This window comes from Niabella digestorum (assembly GCF_036409055.1).
GTDB lineage: Bacteria > Bacteroidota > Bacteroidia > Chitinophagales > Chitinophagaceae > Niabella > Niabella composti.
Genome location: NZ_JAZGLY010000003.1, coordinates 127,410 through 144,418 on the forward strand (window position 1 = coordinate 127,410; position 17,009 = coordinate 144,418).

Here is a 17,009-nt window from a genome sequence, read left to right on the forward strand (position 1 = left end):
GTACAATTTTACATGTATCTCTTATTTGTCGCCCTTAAATAACCCTTCAGGAATCGTTCCTTTCAACTTTCCCAAACTTAAATTCAGATACTTTAGTACGATAGGCGCTATATCATATAAACGCATTTCTTTTAAGTTAGCATTGGACCTTACCGATTTGCCCACAGCAATGAATCCAGTCTGAATTTCTTTTGTATCGGGGAAATGCCCATGCACACCTCCTTTCTTTCGCTGTGTGATAAAGTCGCCTTTCTCGGTAGCTGCAAAAGAAGCATTATTCAGAGCACTTAAAGCAAAAACAGCGTTAGGATCGGCCTTTACCTGCTTCATTTTCATAGGGTCAATAATCCTAAAATATTTTTTATCGCTATCAGGTAATTTGTCAAATAAGTCTCTTACTTTACCTATAATCTTTGGGTCGTTATTTTTTACAAACAGAAACGCACTTCCACCCATTGTATGGAAACGCGCATCCCAATCTCCTTTATTTATATCTCTTATAAGCCCCTCTTTAGCTAGAATCACATTAGGCCTTACAGAAATATCGGTATCGTAAAAACCATGATCCCCTACTATCAAAAACAAGGTATTCTTTTCTATGCCGGCCTCCTTTACAGCATTCCATATAATACCAACACTACTATCTATTTTACTTAACCCGCGCTGTACAGCTTCTCCTTCCCTTCCGTTTGCATGCTCAATATGATCCAGTCCAAACATGTGCAACGTCATTAAATTGGGCTTTGCGTTTTTAATTACCCATGCCCCAATTTTGGCAACAGCAATGTCATCACCAACATCAATCTTATCCACCCCTCCCAATATTTCCTTCTTAATGGTAGCCGTAAAATCCGATGGGTAACTGTATTTCTCCAAAACATCATTTCCCATATGACCAATATCGGGGATATTATAATCGACAGGCGCACCAGCTGATACCGGCCATACTATAGCAGCCGTTTTTAATCCGGCTTTACGAGCCACGTCCCATAATGTCTTCTTCTTAATTTGTTTAAAATTCCAATAAATACCACCATTGGTACTATCATAAGAAAAAACAGCATTATAATATATACCATGTTCGGCAGGAGATACCCCGGTTACCATGGTTGTATGCGAAGGAAAAGTAACCGAGGGAAAAACGCTCACAACGCCTTCGGCAAATGCACCTTTCTTTTTTAATTGCTTCAAATTGGGTGCATGCCACTTGTTAGAAAGATAAAACTCGGGACGCAAACCGTCCACGGAAACCATAATAACATGTTTATCTGCCTGGGCATACACAAAGTAGGGACCCAGTACCAATATCAGTGTAAAGAGTAGTCCTAATTTTCGCATAAGAGATAATTTTTATTAGGGGCTTTGATGAATTTTTCTCATTTCCCTCAGCATAAAAAATATGCACAGATGATGGATGCAAGAAACGAATAAATACGTTTCTATGTAATATCAGCAGCAATCGTACCCTCTAAACAAATGTAATCGCAATTATTGTTTTTTCCAAATAACAATCTATCTGGATTTACCCATTATGCTTTGGAAAAATTCATTACCCACTTTACACGACTATCCTTTGCATCATGCTCTTTCATCATCCATAATTGGTAATATCTACCTTCTACCCAGTTATTGACGGCATTATCATAAAAACGACTTCCTGGATTCCCACTCTGTCCTCCGGGATATACTCCATACGCTTCCATGTCGGGCGTTAAATGCACCACCATACGCCAGCTAGGGCCATGACTTTTTTTAATGGCATTAATTGTATTTCCCGAGCCTCCAACAGGCAGGTTTTTATGTGCAAACGAAGGCAGATTATTCTTTAGTAAATGGTAAATGGCCGGTTCTTTAAACTTCGCCCACTCCAACCGATGCTCCTTCTCATAATCAGATAATGCCTTAGTCGCACTGTTTAAAGCTGCCGTAACCTGATTGGTCAGTGTTTCTACAACGGTTGTTCTTTTATCATCAACAAACGATAATAATGTAGTATCGATTTTTAAAAGCTCCATGAGTGTCTCTTCCTCGGGCAAAATGGTTGTAGGACCCGCAGCCATTAATTCATCTTCCCATATATTTCGCTGCAGGCTATCTAACCAGCATCGATAAATGGTTTGCCCAATTGAATGAGGCCCTGCATCAAAATCCCAACCACGGATAATATCTAGATATTTTTTAGCTTTTTCAGAAAGTTTTTCTTCATGGGTGTGTGCTATCAAGATAGGTACTAAATCTCGTGCAAGTATATTATAATAGTTCTGCTGTAGCTCCATCATATCCTGAACAGTAATACTGTTCATACGTTGCAAAAAATACTCAATTGCTCTACCCCGAGGTGTGATATAAGTACCCGGAATAAAGTAAGGATAAGTACCATCTACAGGACGTTGATTGGCACTTTCAAGAAAACCTCGATCAGGATTTACAGCATGTGGATTTTCCTCCTGAGGAATATACCCCTGCCACATATAACTGCTATCACGTCCGGGCATTACGTATAATCCTTGCCCTTGCCACCTATTAGGAAACTTACCTTGTTGCCAAATAGCTATATCCCCACTTTTAGAGGCAAATACAAAATTTTGTGCAGGACACTCAAAAGTTTTGATAGCTTCAGCATACTCATTATAGCTTGTAGCTCTATTCAACTTGTAAAAGGCCAGTCCTTCATCTCCGGTATGATGGGCTACCCATGTAACTGCTAAAGCTGATTGTCCTGAAACTGTATCCGCAAAAGCAGCATCGTATATCACCGGACCAAACACCGTATAAGCTACAGTATCATATATCGGCGTCTGCCCTTTTACTTTTATTTCTTCAACACGTAACTGTGAGGCTTTCCAGGTATTATTGAACCAATACTCCCGCTTCGATGCATCTTTAAATTGAATTGTGAAATAATCTTTTACATCTCTTTGAGCATTCGTAACGCCCCAGGCAATGTGTTCATTAAAACCAATAATTACATACGGACATCCGGGCAAGGTAACTCCATAAACGCTAGAAGAAGGAGTAGACAATTGCATTTCGTACCAAATAGAGGGCAACGATAATTCTAGATGCGGGTCATTGCAAAGTATGGGTGCGCCACTAGCTGTTTTAGTGCCTGCAACTACCCAGTTATTGCTACCATTATCCCGATCCTGTGGATTGGGTTCATGTACAGCGACCTGACGATGATTGAAGAAATAGGCCGAATCGGCATCAGTAGGTATTACATACTGCTTTTTATAATTAGGAAATATAGTGCCTTTAGGAATAATAGGCACTAAAGAATCCTGTACCTGAGGATATAATAAGTTGAACTGCTCAGAAGTAAGAATTGAACGGAGGTTGGTATAAATCAAATCCCGCTCTGTGCCTGAAGAAAGCATTTGCGCCATCATTTTTAAAAGCATGAGTGTACGCAGATTACTCCACCTCTCGGGCTTAAAGTTGAGAATTTTATATTCCAAAGGAAGGGTGCTTTCAGTGAGTGTATTAATGTATGCATTCACCCCGTTTGTATAAGCTGTATATCTCGCTAAGGCATCAGCATTTTTTTCAATTTCCTTCAGCGTATTTTCTGCTGCAAACTTCATTCCTAGACGCCGTTGTGCCTTGTCGTACTCAATAGCTGCCTTGCCTGCAATTTCACTTACACGGCCTTCAGCGGCTCGAGTTTGTAAGTCCATCTGAAACAATCGGAACCGTGCATGCAGGTATCCCTGAATAAAATACAAATCCTCATCGTTTTGTGCAAACACATGAGGTACCAGCCGCTCATCAAAATATACTTTTGCAGGAGCTTTGAGATATTCGTGCACAATATTTAAGTTGTAGTCAAACGCCGTATCTTCTGCATTTTGCCAAAAGCCTGTCTGCGGGCTTAAAAAACTTCCTAATGGCATGGGCACTTTGCTACCCATCGGACGATTTAGAATAAAAATCAACAATATGGTAACAAGAAACGAAAAGCAAAATGGCAGCAGTCTCATGGGTTTGCATATTTTACAAGAAAGATAATTATTTTTTCCGACCTGTAAATACTCAGCTTTATATCACATTACCCTATCGGCCCATAGTTAGCCCCGGGCTGATAAAAAACAAGGCCTGTTTATTCCAGGCCTGTTTCGAAATGTCTTGTAGGTATCACCACGTCCTGAAAACCTTTTTTCAACAATCGCTTTTTAAATTCCTGTTGTACTTCAGGCTCTCCATGCACCAAGAAAAGCTTTTTTACTTCCCGCGGATCTTGACATGCCAGCCACTGACATAAGTCTTCATAATCACCGTGGGCGCTCATACTTCTTATCTCTCCTATTTCGGCGTTCACCTGATGTTCTACCCCAAAGATGCCCACCTCCTTTGCACCAGACAGTAGTCTTGCTCCCAGTGAGCTGGGTTCACAATAACCCGTCATCACAATGGCGTTTTTGGAGTTTTCAATATTATTACTGATATGATGTTTCACCCTTCCGGCATCCGCCATACCACTAGCGGAAATAATCACCATCGGGCCATTACGATAGTTGAGGGCTTTAGATTCCTGAACAGACTTTATATATACCAATCCGGGGAACATAAACGGATCTTCATCACTCTTCATAATATTCTGTATCCGCTTATTGAAATATTGCGGATAACGCTTTACCATATCTGTAGCTTCAATACTCAACGGACTATCTACAAAGTAAGGGATCTTAGGCAACCTATTTTCCAAATCGAGTTGATTGAGAAAGTAGAGTATTTCTTGCGTACGACCTACACTAAATGCTGGCAAAATAAGTTTCCCTTTGCGCTCTACGCACACCCGATTAATCCAATGTTCTAACAACTCGAGCGTACCTGTAATATTGTCATGCAAGCTATTGCCATATGTAGATTCTAGTATGATATAATCCGCTTGGGGAAACACTTCTGGAGAGCGTAAAATAATATCGCGATAACGGCCCAAATCACCGCTGAAGGTAATCCTGGTGTCCTTACCCCCTTCTTTAATTTTGAGATGCACACACTGACTGCCGATAATATGACCCGCATCGGTAAACATACATTCCACACCTTCCATTACTTCAAACCAATCTCCATATTCCTTAGCTACAAACAAAGGCAGTGCTTGCTTTACATCCTCCATGGTGTAAAGCGGTTTTAATACATCATGAGTAGAGGCTGTAATCTTTTTTTCAGCAAAGCGCGCCTCACTTTCCTGAATTTCTGCACTATCCAATAATAAGATACGTGTAAGGTCTTTTGTAGCCGGGCTACAGAAGATTTTTCCTTGAAATCCTTCTGCTACGAGCTTGGGAATAAGCCCCGAGTGATCAATATGTGCATGAGAAAGTATCATGGCATCCACTTCACTACTCACAAATCCGAAATCGCGGTTAAGCGAAGCCGTCTCCTCTCCCATCCCCTGAAACATGCCACAATCCAATAAAAGTTTTTTGCCATTTTTCAGGGTAATTAAATGTTTTGAGCCGGTAACAGTTTGTGCCGCGCCATGAAAAGCTATCTTCATAAAACGATGTTTAAAGTGTTAAAGAGTATTGGGCAGGAATTTTTGTTGTTGCATCCAAGCTTTTAATTCTCCCATCCAGTTATGTGCTTCCTTTTTATTATACATACCAAATCCGTGTCCCCCTGTTTCGTATACTTTTAAAGCTGCCGGAATTTTCAGTTGTTGCAGGGTATTGTAGTAAGCATAAGCATTGCCTATGGGTACTGTTTTATCATCTTTAGCATGAATTAAAAAAGCAGGTGGTGTTTTCTTATCTATATTGAATTCATTGGAGTATTTTTTTATCCGACTTTCCAAAGGATTGGAACCTATTAAATTATTCCGGCTGCCCATATGTGTGAGGCTATCTGTAAAACTAATTACAGGATATACCAATACGGAGAAATCGGGTCTAAAGGAAGTTTTCTTAGGATTTTCAATTAATGATTCTCTATAACGCGTAGAAAGCGACGCTGCCAGATGCCCTCCTGCAGAAAAACCCATAATTCCTATTTTTTTAGGATTAATGCCCCACTCACGCGCATGCTCACGCACTAGCTGTATAGCGCGCTCTGCATCCTGCAGAGGGCCTATAGAACGATCCAACATGGTACGATCGCTAGGTAAGCGATATTTCAATACAAAAGCTGTCACTCCCCACTTATTCAATTCTCTTGCCACATCATATCCTTCGTGTGTAATAGCCAGAATACGATAACCACCTCCCGGACAAATAATTACTGCAGTTCCATTGGGATTGGCAGGTCTAAATACAATTAACTGTGGTACAGAGACCTCACTGACACGCGTAATACCATCTGCTGCCGTTTCGCTTTTTTCCAGATTATCCGCCGGCTTGCTGTTGGGTATTACTTCATAAAGTGGCAAAGTATCCTGTGCATACGTCATACTTGCAAAAAACAAAAGGAATATACAAATCCAATTTTTCATATGTCGAAATTATACGTTTAGCAATCGTTATCGCATGCTTTACTCTTCAAACTGAAATTTCACATCATTCCAAAAAGCATCGAGCTTAATAATTCTTTGCTTAAAGAATGAAATGATGGAGGGCCAGGTATCTTTATTGAACACACTCACATCTTGCAACATCATAATAATTCGCGAAGCTTCACTTCCATCTTCATCATAAAATACCTGCTGCCAGTCCCACTCCTCCTCCATGATTCCGTGAAAATAAGATTTCAATGCTTCCAGCTTCCGATAAACCTTCAATCGCTCTTCCTTATCAGCATGTTTCAATTCTATGGCAATAGAAGCAAATCTGCGATCGGCATCCATTCGAAAATAAAGGTGACGAATACCGGTTTTATAATTTACCCAATTGATGGTATCCCCATGGGCATTATGAATCGGCTTCATGTACATGCCGAATGTTGTCCAAAATTCCCTTCTGATATTAGACGCTTCTGCTTTGCTATACATTCGTTGTGGGATACAAAAGTGAACAACTATGAGTGTATTGATGTTTTGGTACGTACCTTCTTCCGATAATTTTTAAACAAGCTTTGCCAGCGAAGATTTAAAACGCCCAGTATACCTTCCTTCACAATACCTTTATTCATTTTGGATTTGCCTTGGGTTCTGTCTTGGAAAATAATAGGCACTTCTTTGATTTTAAAACCTAATTTCCAAGTAGCAAATTTCATTTCAATCTGAAAAGCATAACCCACAAATGTAATATTATCAAAATCGATGGCTTCCAGTACTTCGGATTTATAACACACAAATCCCGCTGTAGGATCTTTTACCGGTAGCCAAGTAATTAAGCGGGTATACAGAGATCCCCCTTTGGACAATAAAATTCGGTTGGCCGGCCAGTTGACAAAGCCGCCTCCTTTTACATAACGGCTTCCCACAGCCACATCGGCACCTCCATTCTTACAGGCATCGTATAACCTGAGTAAGTCATTCGGATTGTGAGAGAAATCGGCATCCATCTCAAAGATGAAGGAATATCCTCTTGCCAACGCCCATTTGAAACCGTGTATATAGGCGGTACCCAGCCCCAGCTTCCCCTTTCGTTCTTCCAGATGTAATTTACCCGGATAGTCGGCCTGCATTTGCTTGACAATATCGGCGGTGCCGTCAGGAGAACCATCATCCACAATCAAGACATGAAAATCTCCGGGTAGGCCAAATACTGCCTCAAGAATGTTTTTTACATTCTCCTTTTCGTTATAAGTCGGTATAATTACTAATTTATCCAAACAGTCTCCATTTAGTTAAACCATGCAGCACATCGCCCATTCATGCTTATCCCTTTGATATTAGGATTTCAAACCTTTTAGTTTTACTCTGGTAAAAATTTCCGTGAGCTTTTGTTTGGTTTGTTGCGGAAAATCGCCTTTCATCATCCAGTCGTAATATTGCGGCTCTCTAGCCAACACCTCAGCGATTGGCTGACCTTTGTATTTTCCGAAGTTAAATACCTCCACTCCATTGCTCATTACGAATCGGCGAGCAAAATCAATAATAGGCTCCTCGCCCAAAAACTTGTGTATAGATTCTACAGTATTGCCCAATTCGGGATAACGCTCTAATTGAGCCAATAATACCTCATGTGTAGCGGTAGCATCGGCAAGGGCAGAATGTGCGTCATCCAGCACCTTACCACAATAGAACTTATAGGCAGCACTCAAGGTGCGCTGTTCCATTTTATGAAAAATCGCCTGCACATCTATCATTCTTCTACCCTTCATATCAAAATCCACACCTACACGTAAAAACTCTTCTACCAGTAGCGGTATATCAAACCGATTTGAGTTGTATCCGGCCAAATCGCAATCATCCAGTACCTGTTTCAACTCATGGGCTGCCAGTGCAAATGTGGGGGCATCTTTTACCATCTCATCGGTAATTCCATGAATATCGCTGGAGGATTTGGGAATGGGCATTTCGGGATTAATCAGCTTTCTTTTTACTGTTTTTGTACCATCAGGGAGTAATTTTAGAATCGCAATTTCTACAATTCTATCCGTTCCCAGATTCGTACCTGTAGTTTCCAGGTCAATGAAAGCAATAGGCTTTGTAATTTGTAACATAATATTATTTGACGGGAGCTAAGATAAAGAAATAAGAATTGGTCAGGATAAAATGAAGACAAGATTTTCAAATTTTAAAGGTCTTTTTAATAAAAAGCTATATATTTGCCCCGCAATGAAAAGAAATAACATACATACTCATCATCATTTCGCATACTTTTAAAAAAGTAAGCCGATGGTGTTATGTATTTAATGATATGTAAAGGCTTACAAATTGTAAGCCTTTTTTGTTATTAGCAGCGCCTAACGATTAATAAAACGATAAACAGTTTAAAATGAAAGCAACTACTAAAAGGAACCCCAAAGCTACGTTGTCTACCAGTCAAGAAGCCCCACGCAAAGTTGAAAAACTGCGTATTGCTGTGCAAAAATCCGGAAGACTGAACGAGGGTTCCATGAAATTGCTGAAAGAATGTGGCATTGACGTGCCCGCAGGCAATAATCAACTAAAAATAAGTGTTGACAATTTCGATGCGGAAATATTATTTCTGCGTGATGATGATATCCCTGAGTACGTACAGGACGGTGTGGCAGATATCGGATTTGTAGGCGAAAACGTGGTGCTCGAAAAAAATAAGGACACAAAAATTCTGGAACGTCTCGGTTATGGGAAATGCAGATTATCCATCGCCCTTCCCAAAGGCAAGAAACCTAAAAGCATTCAGGAACTGGACGGTATCAAAATTGCTACCAGTTATCCATTTATCTTAAAGAAATGGCTGAAGCAAAATAAAATCAATGCAGACATTCATGTTATTAGCGGCTCGGTAGAAATTGCCCCCCGCATCGGACTAGCCGACGCCATCTGCGACCTAGTAAGTAGTGGCAGTACTTTGTTCAGCAACGAACTGTACGAATATCAGATCATCTTAAAATCCGAAGCGGTGCTTATTTCCGGAAATAATTTGTCTAAAAGAAGACAGGAACTACTGGACCAGCTATTGTTCCGCATCCGCTCGGTAAAGAAGGCTAAATACACCAAATATGTATTGCTGAATGCTCCAAACGAAAACTTGGAAACTATTTGCAAATACTTGCCGGGCATCAGCAGCCCCACCATCGTGCCACTGGCTAAAGAAGGTTGGTCGTCGGTGCACTCGGTTATTAGCGAAAATGATTTTTGGAATGTGATTGAAAAACTAAAAGCCGCCGGCGCCGAAGGAATTTTAATTTTGCCCATTGAGAAGATTATTGAGTAAGCCGGGCGTCAAAAAAGATAAAACCGATTAGTGTCTTACACATAAAATCAGATACATTGAAACGCTATAAATATCCTTCCGCAAAACAGTGGCCCTCGATATGCCAGCGGCCTGTAATGGACAGCAGTTCGATATTTCCTGCTGTAAATGCCATTATTTATGATGTCGCCAATAACGGTAATGCGGCTTTAAAAAAATATGCGCAAAAGTTCGATGGCATTATACTGAAGAACCTTTCCGTCACAACACAAGAAATCAACGCTGCTATCCGAAATATTGACCCCTCTTTAAAAAAGGCCATTCTACAGGCAAAAAATAATATTCACAAGTTTCATAGTTCGCAAAAACAGGCTATTGTAAAGATTGAAACGACCAAAGGTGTAACCTGTTGGCGCGAAACAAGACCCATCGAAAAAGTAGGATTATACATTCCAGGCGGTTCGGCTCCGTTATTTTCTACAGTGCTCATGCTGGGGGTACCAGCATCTATTGCGGGATGTAAAGAAATTGTACTTTGTACACCTCCGAATAAAAACGGAAAAGTGCACGATGCCATTCTATTTGCAGCCTCTTTGTGTGGTATAACACGCATTTTTAAAGTAGGTGGCGCACAGGCCATTGCGGCCATGGCTTACGGCACTAAAACGATACCGGCCGTAAATAAAATCTTTGGTCCGGGCAATCAATATGTGATGGTAGCTAAACAAATCTTACAAAGTAAAGTGGCTATTGATATGCCTGCCGGACCTTCGGAGGTGTTGGTAATTGCAGATAAAACAGCCAACCCCGCTTTTGTTGCTGCAGATCTTTTAGCTCAAGCAGAACACGGCACCGACTCACAAGTGGTATTGGTAAGTACCGATGCTGATATTATTAAACAAACTGAGGTGGCCATCCAACAACAACTGAGCTTGCTACCCAGACAAAACATAGCTGCAAAAGCTTTAGAGCACGCACGCATCGTTTTGATGAAAAATATCAAGGATGCCATTGCCTTTTCCAATACCTATGCTCCGGAACACTTAATTCTGGCTTGCAAAACCACCAATGCCCTACTGAAGGAAATCCACACGGCAGGATCGGTTTTTATAGGCAATTATTCTCCGGAAAGCGTGGGCGATTATGCAAGCGGCACGAATCATACCTTACCTACCAACGGATATGCTACCGCCTATAGCGGTGTATCACTGGATAGCTTTTATAAGAAGATTACATTCCAGCAGCTCACGGACGAAGGATTGAAGAATATTGCAAATACTGTTACAACCATGGCCGAAGCAGAAGGGCTGCAGGCGCATAGCGAAGCAGTAAAAGTAAGATTAAGGCATATTAAAAAAGCGAAATAATACACGTATTGCAGCACGCATCATTACTAGTACAGAACATATGGAATTTAATTTAGAATACTTGATAAGAGATAATATAAAATCACTAGCTCCTTACAGCACTGCTCGTCACGAGTTCACAGGCGAAGCAAGTGTAATGCTGGATGCTAACGAAAATGCTATCGGTTCTCCGGTGTCCTTGGATATCGGCAACCTGCATGAACCGCTGAATCGCTACCCCGACCCGCTTCAGTTGGAACTTAAAAAACAGATCAGCAATATCAAAGGTGTTCCTGTTGAAAACATCTTCTGTGGCAACGGTAGTGATGAAGCAATTGATGTACTGATGCGTATTTTCTGTGAGCCGGGAATAGATAATATAATCATTCTCCCTCCTACTTATGGCATGTACAGCGTTTGTGCAGCTATTAACAATGTGCAAGTGAAAGAAGTGCCGCTCACAAGCGATTATCAATTAGATATTCAGGCTATTGCAGACGCAGTGGATGATCGCACTAAGCTTATTTTTATTTGTTCGCCTAATAATCCTACCGGCAATAGCATCAATAGACAGGATATTGAAATCGTATTAAATAACTTCGATGGCATTGTGGTGATTGATGAAGCTTATATCAATTACGCCCGTCAAAAAACTTTCACAACGCAACTTGTGGATTATCCCAATCTGGTGGTGATGCAAACCTTGTCTAAAGCTTGGGGACTTGCCGCATTGCGTATAGGGCTTGCATTTGCGAGTAAGGAAATCATAGGTTATATGAACAACGTAAAATATCCTTACAACATCAACGAAGCTACGCAAAAGTTGGCTCTGCAGGCACTCAAGAACGTGATGCAGGTAAATGAATGGACAAAATTCACCATTGCCCAACGCACCTGGCTAGAAGAAGCATTAGCCAAACTTTCCATTACAGAGAAAATATATCCGTCGGACGCCAACTTTTTATTAGTAAAAATGAAACAGGCTAATGATGTTTTTACATATTTGCAAAGCAAAAGCATTATTGTAAGAAACCGCAGCACCACAAAAGGTTGTGAAGGGTGTCTGAGAATTACAGTGGGAACAGAAGAGGAAAACAAAAAATTAATTGAAGCATTAGAAAATTATCCCGGCTAAACCATCACTTATTATAAGCGATGAAAATTAAATGAAGTGTATGAAAAAAGTTTTATTTATAGATAGAGACGGAACACTAGTAAATGAAGCTCCCCCTACCTATCAGCTGGATTCCATCGAAAAAATTACATTCTACCCGGGGATGTTTACCTGGATGGGGAAAATAGCGCGGGAAATGGATTTTGAGCTGGTGATGGTTACCAATCAGGATGGTCTGGGTACTGATAAATTTCCTGAAGAAACCTTCTGGCCTTACCACAACCTTATTATGCGTAATCTGGAGAATGAGGGCATTCATTTTTCAGAAGTGCTAATAGATAAAACCTTCCCCGAAGAAAATGCGCCTACCAGAAAACCGAACACTGGATTGCTGACCAAATACATCAATAATCCTGAATACGATTTAGCAGGGTCTTTTGTAATCGGTGACCGTATTACAGATATACAATTGGCTAAAAACCTAGGCTGTAAGGGCATCTGGCTGAACCTAGATGAAAATCTCGGTGCCGGAGAAATTTCAGACAGCCTGAAAGAATTGGAACAAACAATTGCACTGAAAACAAAAAGCTGGGAAGACATCTATGCTTATTTGCAGTTGAAGGCAAGAAGAGTTAAGCACAGCCGATACACTAACGAAACGAAGATTGATATTGAAATCAATCTCGATGGTACTGGCATTTGTGAAATTGAAACGGGATTAGGTTTTTTCGATCACATGTTGCATCAACTAGGAAGACATAGTGGTATCGACCTCAAAATAGTTACCAAAGGAGATTTACACATAGATGAACATCATACAATTGAAGATACAGCTATTGCATTAGGCGAAGCCTTTCATCTGGCGCTCGGCAATAAAAAGGGTATTGAGCGTTACGGTTTCTTATTACCTATGGATGACTGCCTAGCACAAGTCGCAATCGATTTTGGTGGTAGGCCTTGGCTGGTATGGGATGCATCATTCAAACGCGAAAAAATTGGAGAAATGCCAACGGAGATGTTTTATCATTTCTTTAAATCATTCAGTGATGCGGCAAAGTGTAATTTAAACATTAAAGCAGAAGGTGATAACGAGCATCATAAGATTGAGGCTATCTTCAAAGGGCTTGCCAAAGCGATCAAAATGGCTATCAAAAGAACTCCCGGCAATGAACAGTTGCCCAGTACCAAAGGGGTGCTTTAAAAAGGATCAATAAGTAAAAGATTTATGAACGTTGTTATTGTAAAATATAATGCCGGCAATATCCAGTCAGTCCTTTTTGCATTGGAACGATTGGGCGTGACAGCGGTGGTTACCGATGATAAGGAGCAAATTTTATCCGCCGATAAAATTATTTTTCCCGGTGTAGGCGAAGCAAGCACGGCTATGAATTACCTAAAACAAAGGAGTCTGGATAAAGTCATCACATCCGCCAAGCAGCCGCTGTTGGGCATCTGCCTGGGTATGCAATTGCTTTGCAATTACAGTGAGGAAAACAATACGGAATGTCTAGGCATCTTCAACACACAGGTTAAACGTTTTACAAACACAGACCTGGCCAATCCTTTGAAGATACCCCAAATCGGCTGGAACAATATTTCCATAACCGATAATCCGCTTTTTAGAAATGTAAAGGATGGCAGCTATTGCTATTTTGTGCACAGCTATTATGCTGAAATAAATGAAAGTTCCATCGCAACGACGCACTACGGCATTGAGTTTAGTTGCGCGCTGAACAAAGACAATTTTTACGGGGTACAGTTCCACCCCGAGAAAAGTGCCGAAACCGGAGAACAGATATTAAAAAACTTCCTTGCATTATAAAAGTTAAATATAAGAAGACTAATAAGTCCTAAGACTGATTAAAACAATTGAAAATGCAAATCATTCCTGCAATAGATATTATAGAAGGCAAGTGCGTACGTCTTAGTAAAGGAGACTATAGTCAGAAGAAAGTGTATAACGAACGCCCACTGGAGGTAGCAAAAAGATTTGAAGATGCCGGTCTCGAGCGACTGCATCTCGTAGATCTGGATGGCGCCAAAGCCGGTGAAGTAAAAAACTGGAAAGTATTAGAACAAATTGCCGGTAAAACTTCATTAAAAATTGATTTCAGCGGCGGTATCAGCAGTGATAAAAGCGTAGAGATCGCTTTTAATTCAGGTGCCACATATGCAGCTATCGGTAGTATTGCGGTAAAAAATGAATTATTACTGATGCAATGGGTCGCCCGCTATGGAGCAGATAAATTTATTCTGGGAGCAGATGTGTTAGATGAAAAAATTCAGGTTAAAGGGTGGACTGAGGCTACGGATATCCATATTATCGACTTTATCAGTAACTATAGTAAGAAAGGTATTCAGCAGTTTTTCTGTACTGATATCAGTAGAGATGGGTTATTGCAAGGCAGTGCTCTTGACTTGTATAAAAAAGTACTAAGCGAGATTAGCAACATTCAGCTGATTGCAAGTGGTGGCGTAAGTTCCCTGAAAGATCTAGAAGACCTAAAAGCTGCCGGATGCTATGGAGCCATTGTAGGGAAAGCTATTTACGAAGGGAAAATTAATATTGCTGACTTGAAATCTGATTTTTAAATGCTGGCAAAACGTATCATACCTTGTTTGGATATTAAAGACGGACGTACTGTAAAAGGCACCAATTTCGTAGACCTGCGCGATGCCGGTGATCCGGTAGAATTGGCCATTCGATATAGCCAGGAAGGAGCAGACGAGCTAGTATTTCTGGACATTACCGCCACTGTAGATAAGCGCAAGACTCTAGCTACACTAGTACGAAATATTGCTACACATATCAACATACCCTTTACAGTGGGTGGTGGTATTAATACGGTAGAAGATGTATCAGTGCTATTAGAGAATGGTGCTGACAAAATATCCGTGAACACTTCAGCCGTTAGGAACCCGCAACTCATCAGTGCTCTTGCCAAAAACTTCGGTAGCCAGTGTGTAGTAGTAGCTATTGACATCAAGATTATCGATGGCATATGGAAAGTAGTAACCCACGGAGGCCGCACGCCTACCCCGCTGGTGGCTACGGAGTGGGTAAAGGAATGCTACAATTTGGGAGCAGGCGAAATATTGTTGACTTCCATGGAGAATGACGGTACCAAAGCAGGATTTGCGGTGGACATTACTGCTACTATCAGCCAGTCGGTAAATATTCCTGTAATTGCTTCAGGTGGCGCGGGTACTATCGAACATTTTGAAGAAGTGTTTACCCAAGGACACGCTGATGCGGCTTTAGCAGCAAGTATTTTTCACTTTAAAGAAGTGGAGATTCGTGCATTAAAAGAATACTTACACTCAAAAAATATATCGGTACGTTTATAGTAATAAGCTGAAAAGCTAAATAAAACTTTAATAGTATTATGACACCAGATTTTTCTAAATATGCAGACGGACTTATCCCCGTCATCATTCAGGATGTAGACACGCTTGAAGTACTAATGTTGGGTTTTATGAACGAAGAAGCGTATAATAAAACTCAAGCTGAAGGCAAAGTAACTTTTTATAGCCGTAGCAAACAACGTTTATGGACTAAGGGCGAAACTTCAGGTAATTTTCTTCTAGTAAAAGAAATATTACTCGACTGCGATCAGGATACTTTACTAATTAAGGCGGTACCGCAAGGTCCCACCTGTCACACCGGAGATATCAGCTGTTTTGGCAAGGCGAATGACACTTTTTCTTTGCAACAATTGGAAAAAGTCATTATCGACCGTAAAAACAATCCCTTAGAAAAATCTTACACAGCCTCTCTGTTTGCAAAAGGCATTAACAAAATTGCACAGAAAGTGGGTGAAGAAGCCGTAGAAATTGTTATTGAGGCTAAAGACAATAATAAAGATCTTTTCCTGGGAGAGGCTGCCGATCTTATGTTTCACTATCTTGTATTACTCCAAGCCAAAGGGTTTACATTGCAGGATGTGATCAGAGTTTTAGAGAGCAGACACAATAAATAGCTACGGATGCTTTAGCACATCCGGCATAAATCTTTCGCTTTGCTCAATGGCATCCATAAGTTGGGCGGTAATTTCCTGGACTGACGCATTATAGTCGATCTGTAATGGTTCTTTAAAAGTCACGGTCAATTGGGTTCCTCTTTTTCTCAATCGCATTCCGGTTTTATAAAATGCTTTTGAAAAGCCACTAATAACCACAGGTATTACAATCGGTTTGTGATGTTTAATAATTAAGGCAGTTCCTTTTCGAGCCGGAGCATAAGGCGTAGTGGTTCCTTGAGGGAATGTAATAATCCAGTTTTTCAGCAAAGAACGCGCAATCTTTCGGGTGTCGCTAGGATCAAGCCCTCTGCACTCTTCCTTACTGTTCTCGTTCCATGTTCGTCGAACCGTAATTCCTCCTGCCAGTAAAAACAGGCGGCTCACCCAGCTGCTTTTCATCGTTTGCTCTGCAGCCACATAATTTACCCTAGTAAAGGGATTTAACAAATAATAAGGCACCCCCAAACGATCCTTCTTACCCCATTTTACTGCAGAGAAAATGTGAAACAAAGTGATGACATCCAGAAAATAGGTTTGATGATTACTGACAAATAGTACATTGGATTGTGGTAAAGACGCTAATACATCTGCGCCCTTTATTCTTAACTTATTGATTATGGCAATACCCGGGTAGGTAACCATTCCTACTGTAAAATGCACTAGCTTACGCAAAAGGTTTGCATTTTTCAGTCTGTTAAATACTTTGCTCATGAACAGCAGCAAAATAGAGCTTTAAAATTAGAAAATAACACATTCCTACCAATAATTTCAGAATTTTAAATTTTTCCTATATAAAGAGCTA

Annotated in this window: 16 protein-coding genes; 8 read left to right on the plus strand and 8 right to left on the minus strand. The window is 40.6% G+C overall.

Annotation, left to right across the window (positions count from 1 at the left end; genetic code table 11):
* Positions 1–21: 21 nt before the first annotated feature.
* From V2H41_RS05985 to V2H41_RS06015, 7 genes are all read right to left on the minus strand, one after another.
* On the minus strand, positions 22–1,338 hold the full coding sequence (locus tag V2H41_RS05985) for an alkaline phosphatase family protein (RefSeq protein WP_330974228.1): 1,317 nt from the start codon (positions 1,336–1,338) through the stop codon (positions 22–24).
* Between the two features lie 191 nt (positions 1,339–1,529).
* Complete coding sequence (locus tag V2H41_RS05990; protein WP_330974229.1) at positions 1,530–3,980, minus strand: penicillin acylase family protein; 2,451 nt, start codon at positions 3,978–3,980, stop codon at positions 1,530–1,532.
* Positions 3,981–4,099: 119 nt separating this feature from the next.
* Complete coding sequence (locus V2H41_RS05995; RefSeq protein ID WP_330974230.1) at positions 4,100–5,503, minus strand: MBL fold metallo-hydrolase; 1,404 nt, start codon at positions 5,501–5,503, stop codon at positions 4,100–4,102.
* An 18-nt stretch (positions 5,504–5,521) separates the two neighbouring features.
* A complete protein-coding gene (locus V2H41_RS06000) occupies positions 5,522–6,433 on the minus strand; it encodes an alpha/beta hydrolase (RefSeq protein WP_330974231.1) in 912 nt (303 codons plus the stop codon).
* 39 nt (positions 6,434–6,472) lie between these two features.
* Positions 6,473–6,928: a DUF4268 domain-containing protein gene (locus V2H41_RS06005; RefSeq protein ID WP_330974232.1), complete on the minus strand. Its 456-nt coding sequence runs from the start codon at positions 6,926–6,928 to the stop codon at positions 6,473–6,475.
* Positions 6,929–6,954: 26 nt separating this feature from the next.
* Positions 6,955–7,713 carry a polyprenol monophosphomannose synthase gene (locus V2H41_RS06010; protein ID WP_330974233.1) on the minus strand — a complete coding sequence of 253 codons (759 nt, stop codon included), beginning with the start codon at positions 7,711–7,713 and terminating at the stop codon, positions 6,955–6,957.
* 60 nt (positions 7,714–7,773) lie between these two features.
* The gene (locus tag V2H41_RS06015) at positions 7,774–8,547 is read right to left on the minus strand and encodes an exonuclease domain-containing protein (RefSeq protein ID WP_330974234.1); all 774 of its coding nucleotides are present in this window, start codon (positions 8,545–8,547) and stop codon (positions 7,774–7,776) included.
* A 275-nt stretch (positions 8,548–8,822) separates the two neighbouring features.
* Between V2H41_RS06015 and hisG the strand changes: the two genes are divergently transcribed.
* Genes hisG through hisIE form a run of 8 tightly spaced genes read left to right on the plus strand, consistent with a single transcriptional unit; the run spans position 8,823 to position 16,165 of the window.
* On the plus strand, positions 8,823–9,746 hold the full coding sequence (gene hisG / locus V2H41_RS06020; protein ID WP_330974235.1) for an ATP phosphoribosyltransferase: 924 nt from the start codon (positions 8,823–8,825) through the stop codon (positions 9,744–9,746).
* 56 nt (positions 9,747–9,802) lie between these two features.
* A complete protein-coding gene (gene hisD, locus V2H41_RS06025) occupies positions 9,803–11,092 on the plus strand; it encodes a histidinol dehydrogenase (RefSeq protein WP_330974236.1) in 1,290 nt (429 codons plus the stop codon).
* A 40-nt stretch (positions 11,093–11,132) separates the two neighbouring features.
* Positions 11,133–12,206, plus strand: a complete 1,074-nt coding sequence (gene hisC / locus V2H41_RS06030) for a histidinol-phosphate transaminase (RefSeq protein WP_330974237.1) — start codon at positions 11,133–11,135, stop codon at positions 12,204–12,206.
* A 40-nt stretch (positions 12,207–12,246) separates the two neighbouring features.
* The gene (gene hisB, locus V2H41_RS06035; protein WP_330974238.1) at positions 12,247–13,386 is read left to right on the plus strand and encodes a bifunctional histidinol-phosphatase/imidazoleglycerol-phosphate dehydratase HisB; all 1,140 of its coding nucleotides are present in this window, start codon (positions 12,247–12,249) and stop codon (positions 13,384–13,386) included.
* Between the two features lie 24 nt (positions 13,387–13,410).
* Positions 13,411–14,007 (plus strand): imidazole glycerol phosphate synthase subunit HisH, encoded by a 597-nt coding sequence (gene hisH / locus V2H41_RS06040; RefSeq protein ID WP_330974239.1) that lies wholly within the window; start codon positions 13,411–13,413, stop codon positions 14,005–14,007.
* A gap of 53 nt (positions 14,008–14,060) precedes the next feature.
* A complete protein-coding gene (gene hisA / locus V2H41_RS06045; protein WP_330974240.1) occupies positions 14,061–14,777 on the plus strand; it encodes a 1-(5-phosphoribosyl)-5-[(5-phosphoribosylamino)methylideneamino]imidazole-4-carboxamide isomerase in 717 nt (238 codons plus the stop codon).
* Positions 14,778–15,533, plus strand: coding sequence for an imidazole glycerol phosphate synthase subunit HisF (hisF, locus tag V2H41_RS06050; protein ID WP_330974241.1), 756 nt, complete (start codon positions 14,778–14,780; stop codon positions 15,531–15,533).
* A gap of 38 nt (positions 15,534–15,571) precedes the next feature.
* Entirely contained in the window at positions 15,572–16,165 is a 594-nt protein-coding gene (gene hisIE / locus V2H41_RS06055) for a bifunctional phosphoribosyl-AMP cyclohydrolase/phosphoribosyl-ATP diphosphatase HisIE (protein WP_330974242.1), read from the plus strand.
* Here the strand turns inward: hisIE and V2H41_RS06060 are convergent, their stop codons facing one another.
* Positions 16,166–16,918, minus strand: a complete 753-nt coding sequence (locus tag V2H41_RS06060) for a lysophospholipid acyltransferase family protein (protein ID WP_330974243.1) — start codon at positions 16,916–16,918, stop codon at positions 16,166–16,168.
* Positions 16,919–17,009: the final 91 nt, after the last annotated feature.

Excerpts from the sequence above, each read along its gene's own strand:
- V2H41_RS06000 (WP_330974231.1), bottom strand. The coding sequence starts at position 6,433 with ATGAAAAATTGGATTTGTATATTCCTTTTGTTTTTTGCAAGTATGACG.
- hisIE (WP_330974242.1), top strand. The coding sequence starts at position 15,572 with ATGACACCAGATTTTTCTAAATATGCAGACGGACTTATCCCCGTCATC.
- V2H41_RS06060 (WP_330974243.1), bottom strand. The coding sequence starts at position 16,918 with ATGAGCAAAGTATTTAACAGACTGAAAAATGCAAACCTTTTGCGTAAG.
- hisH (WP_330974239.1), top strand. The coding sequence starts at position 13,411 with ATGAACGTTGTTATTGTAAAATATAATGCCGGCAATATCCAGTCAGTC.
- hisG (WP_330974235.1), top strand. The coding sequence starts at position 8,823 with ATGAAAGCAACTACTAAAAGGAACCCCAAAGCTACGTTGTCTACCAGT.
- V2H41_RS06015 (WP_330974234.1), bottom strand. The coding sequence starts at position 8,547 with ATGTTACAAATTACAAAGCCTATTGCTTTCATTGACCTGGAAACTACA.
- hisA (WP_330974240.1), top strand. The coding sequence starts at position 14,061 with ATGCAAATCATTCCTGCAATAGATATTATAGAAGGCAAGTGCGTACGT.
- V2H41_RS05990 (WP_330974229.1), bottom strand. The coding sequence starts at position 3,980 with ATGAGACTGCTGCCATTTTGCTTTTCGTTTCTTGTTACCATATTGTTG.
- hisF (WP_330974241.1), top strand. The coding sequence starts at position 14,778 with ATGCTGGCAAAACGTATCATACCTTGTTTGGATATTAAAGACGGACGT.
- V2H41_RS05985 (WP_330974228.1), bottom strand. The coding sequence starts at position 1,338 with ATGCGAAAATTAGGACTACTCTTTACACTGATATTGGTACTGGGTCCC.
- hisB (WP_330974238.1), top strand. The coding sequence starts at position 12,247 with ATGAAAAAAGTTTTATTTATAGATAGAGACGGAACACTAGTAAATGAA.
- hisC (WP_330974237.1), top strand. The coding sequence starts at position 11,133 with ATGGAATTTAATTTAGAATACTTGATAAGAGATAATATAAAATCACTA.
- V2H41_RS06005 (WP_330974232.1), bottom strand. The coding sequence starts at position 6,928 with ATGTATAGCAAAGCAGAAGCGTCTAATATCAGAAGGGAATTTTGGACA.
- V2H41_RS05995 (WP_330974230.1), bottom strand. The coding sequence starts at position 5,503 with ATGAAGATAGCTTTTCATGGCGCGGCACAAACTGTTACCGGCTCAAAA.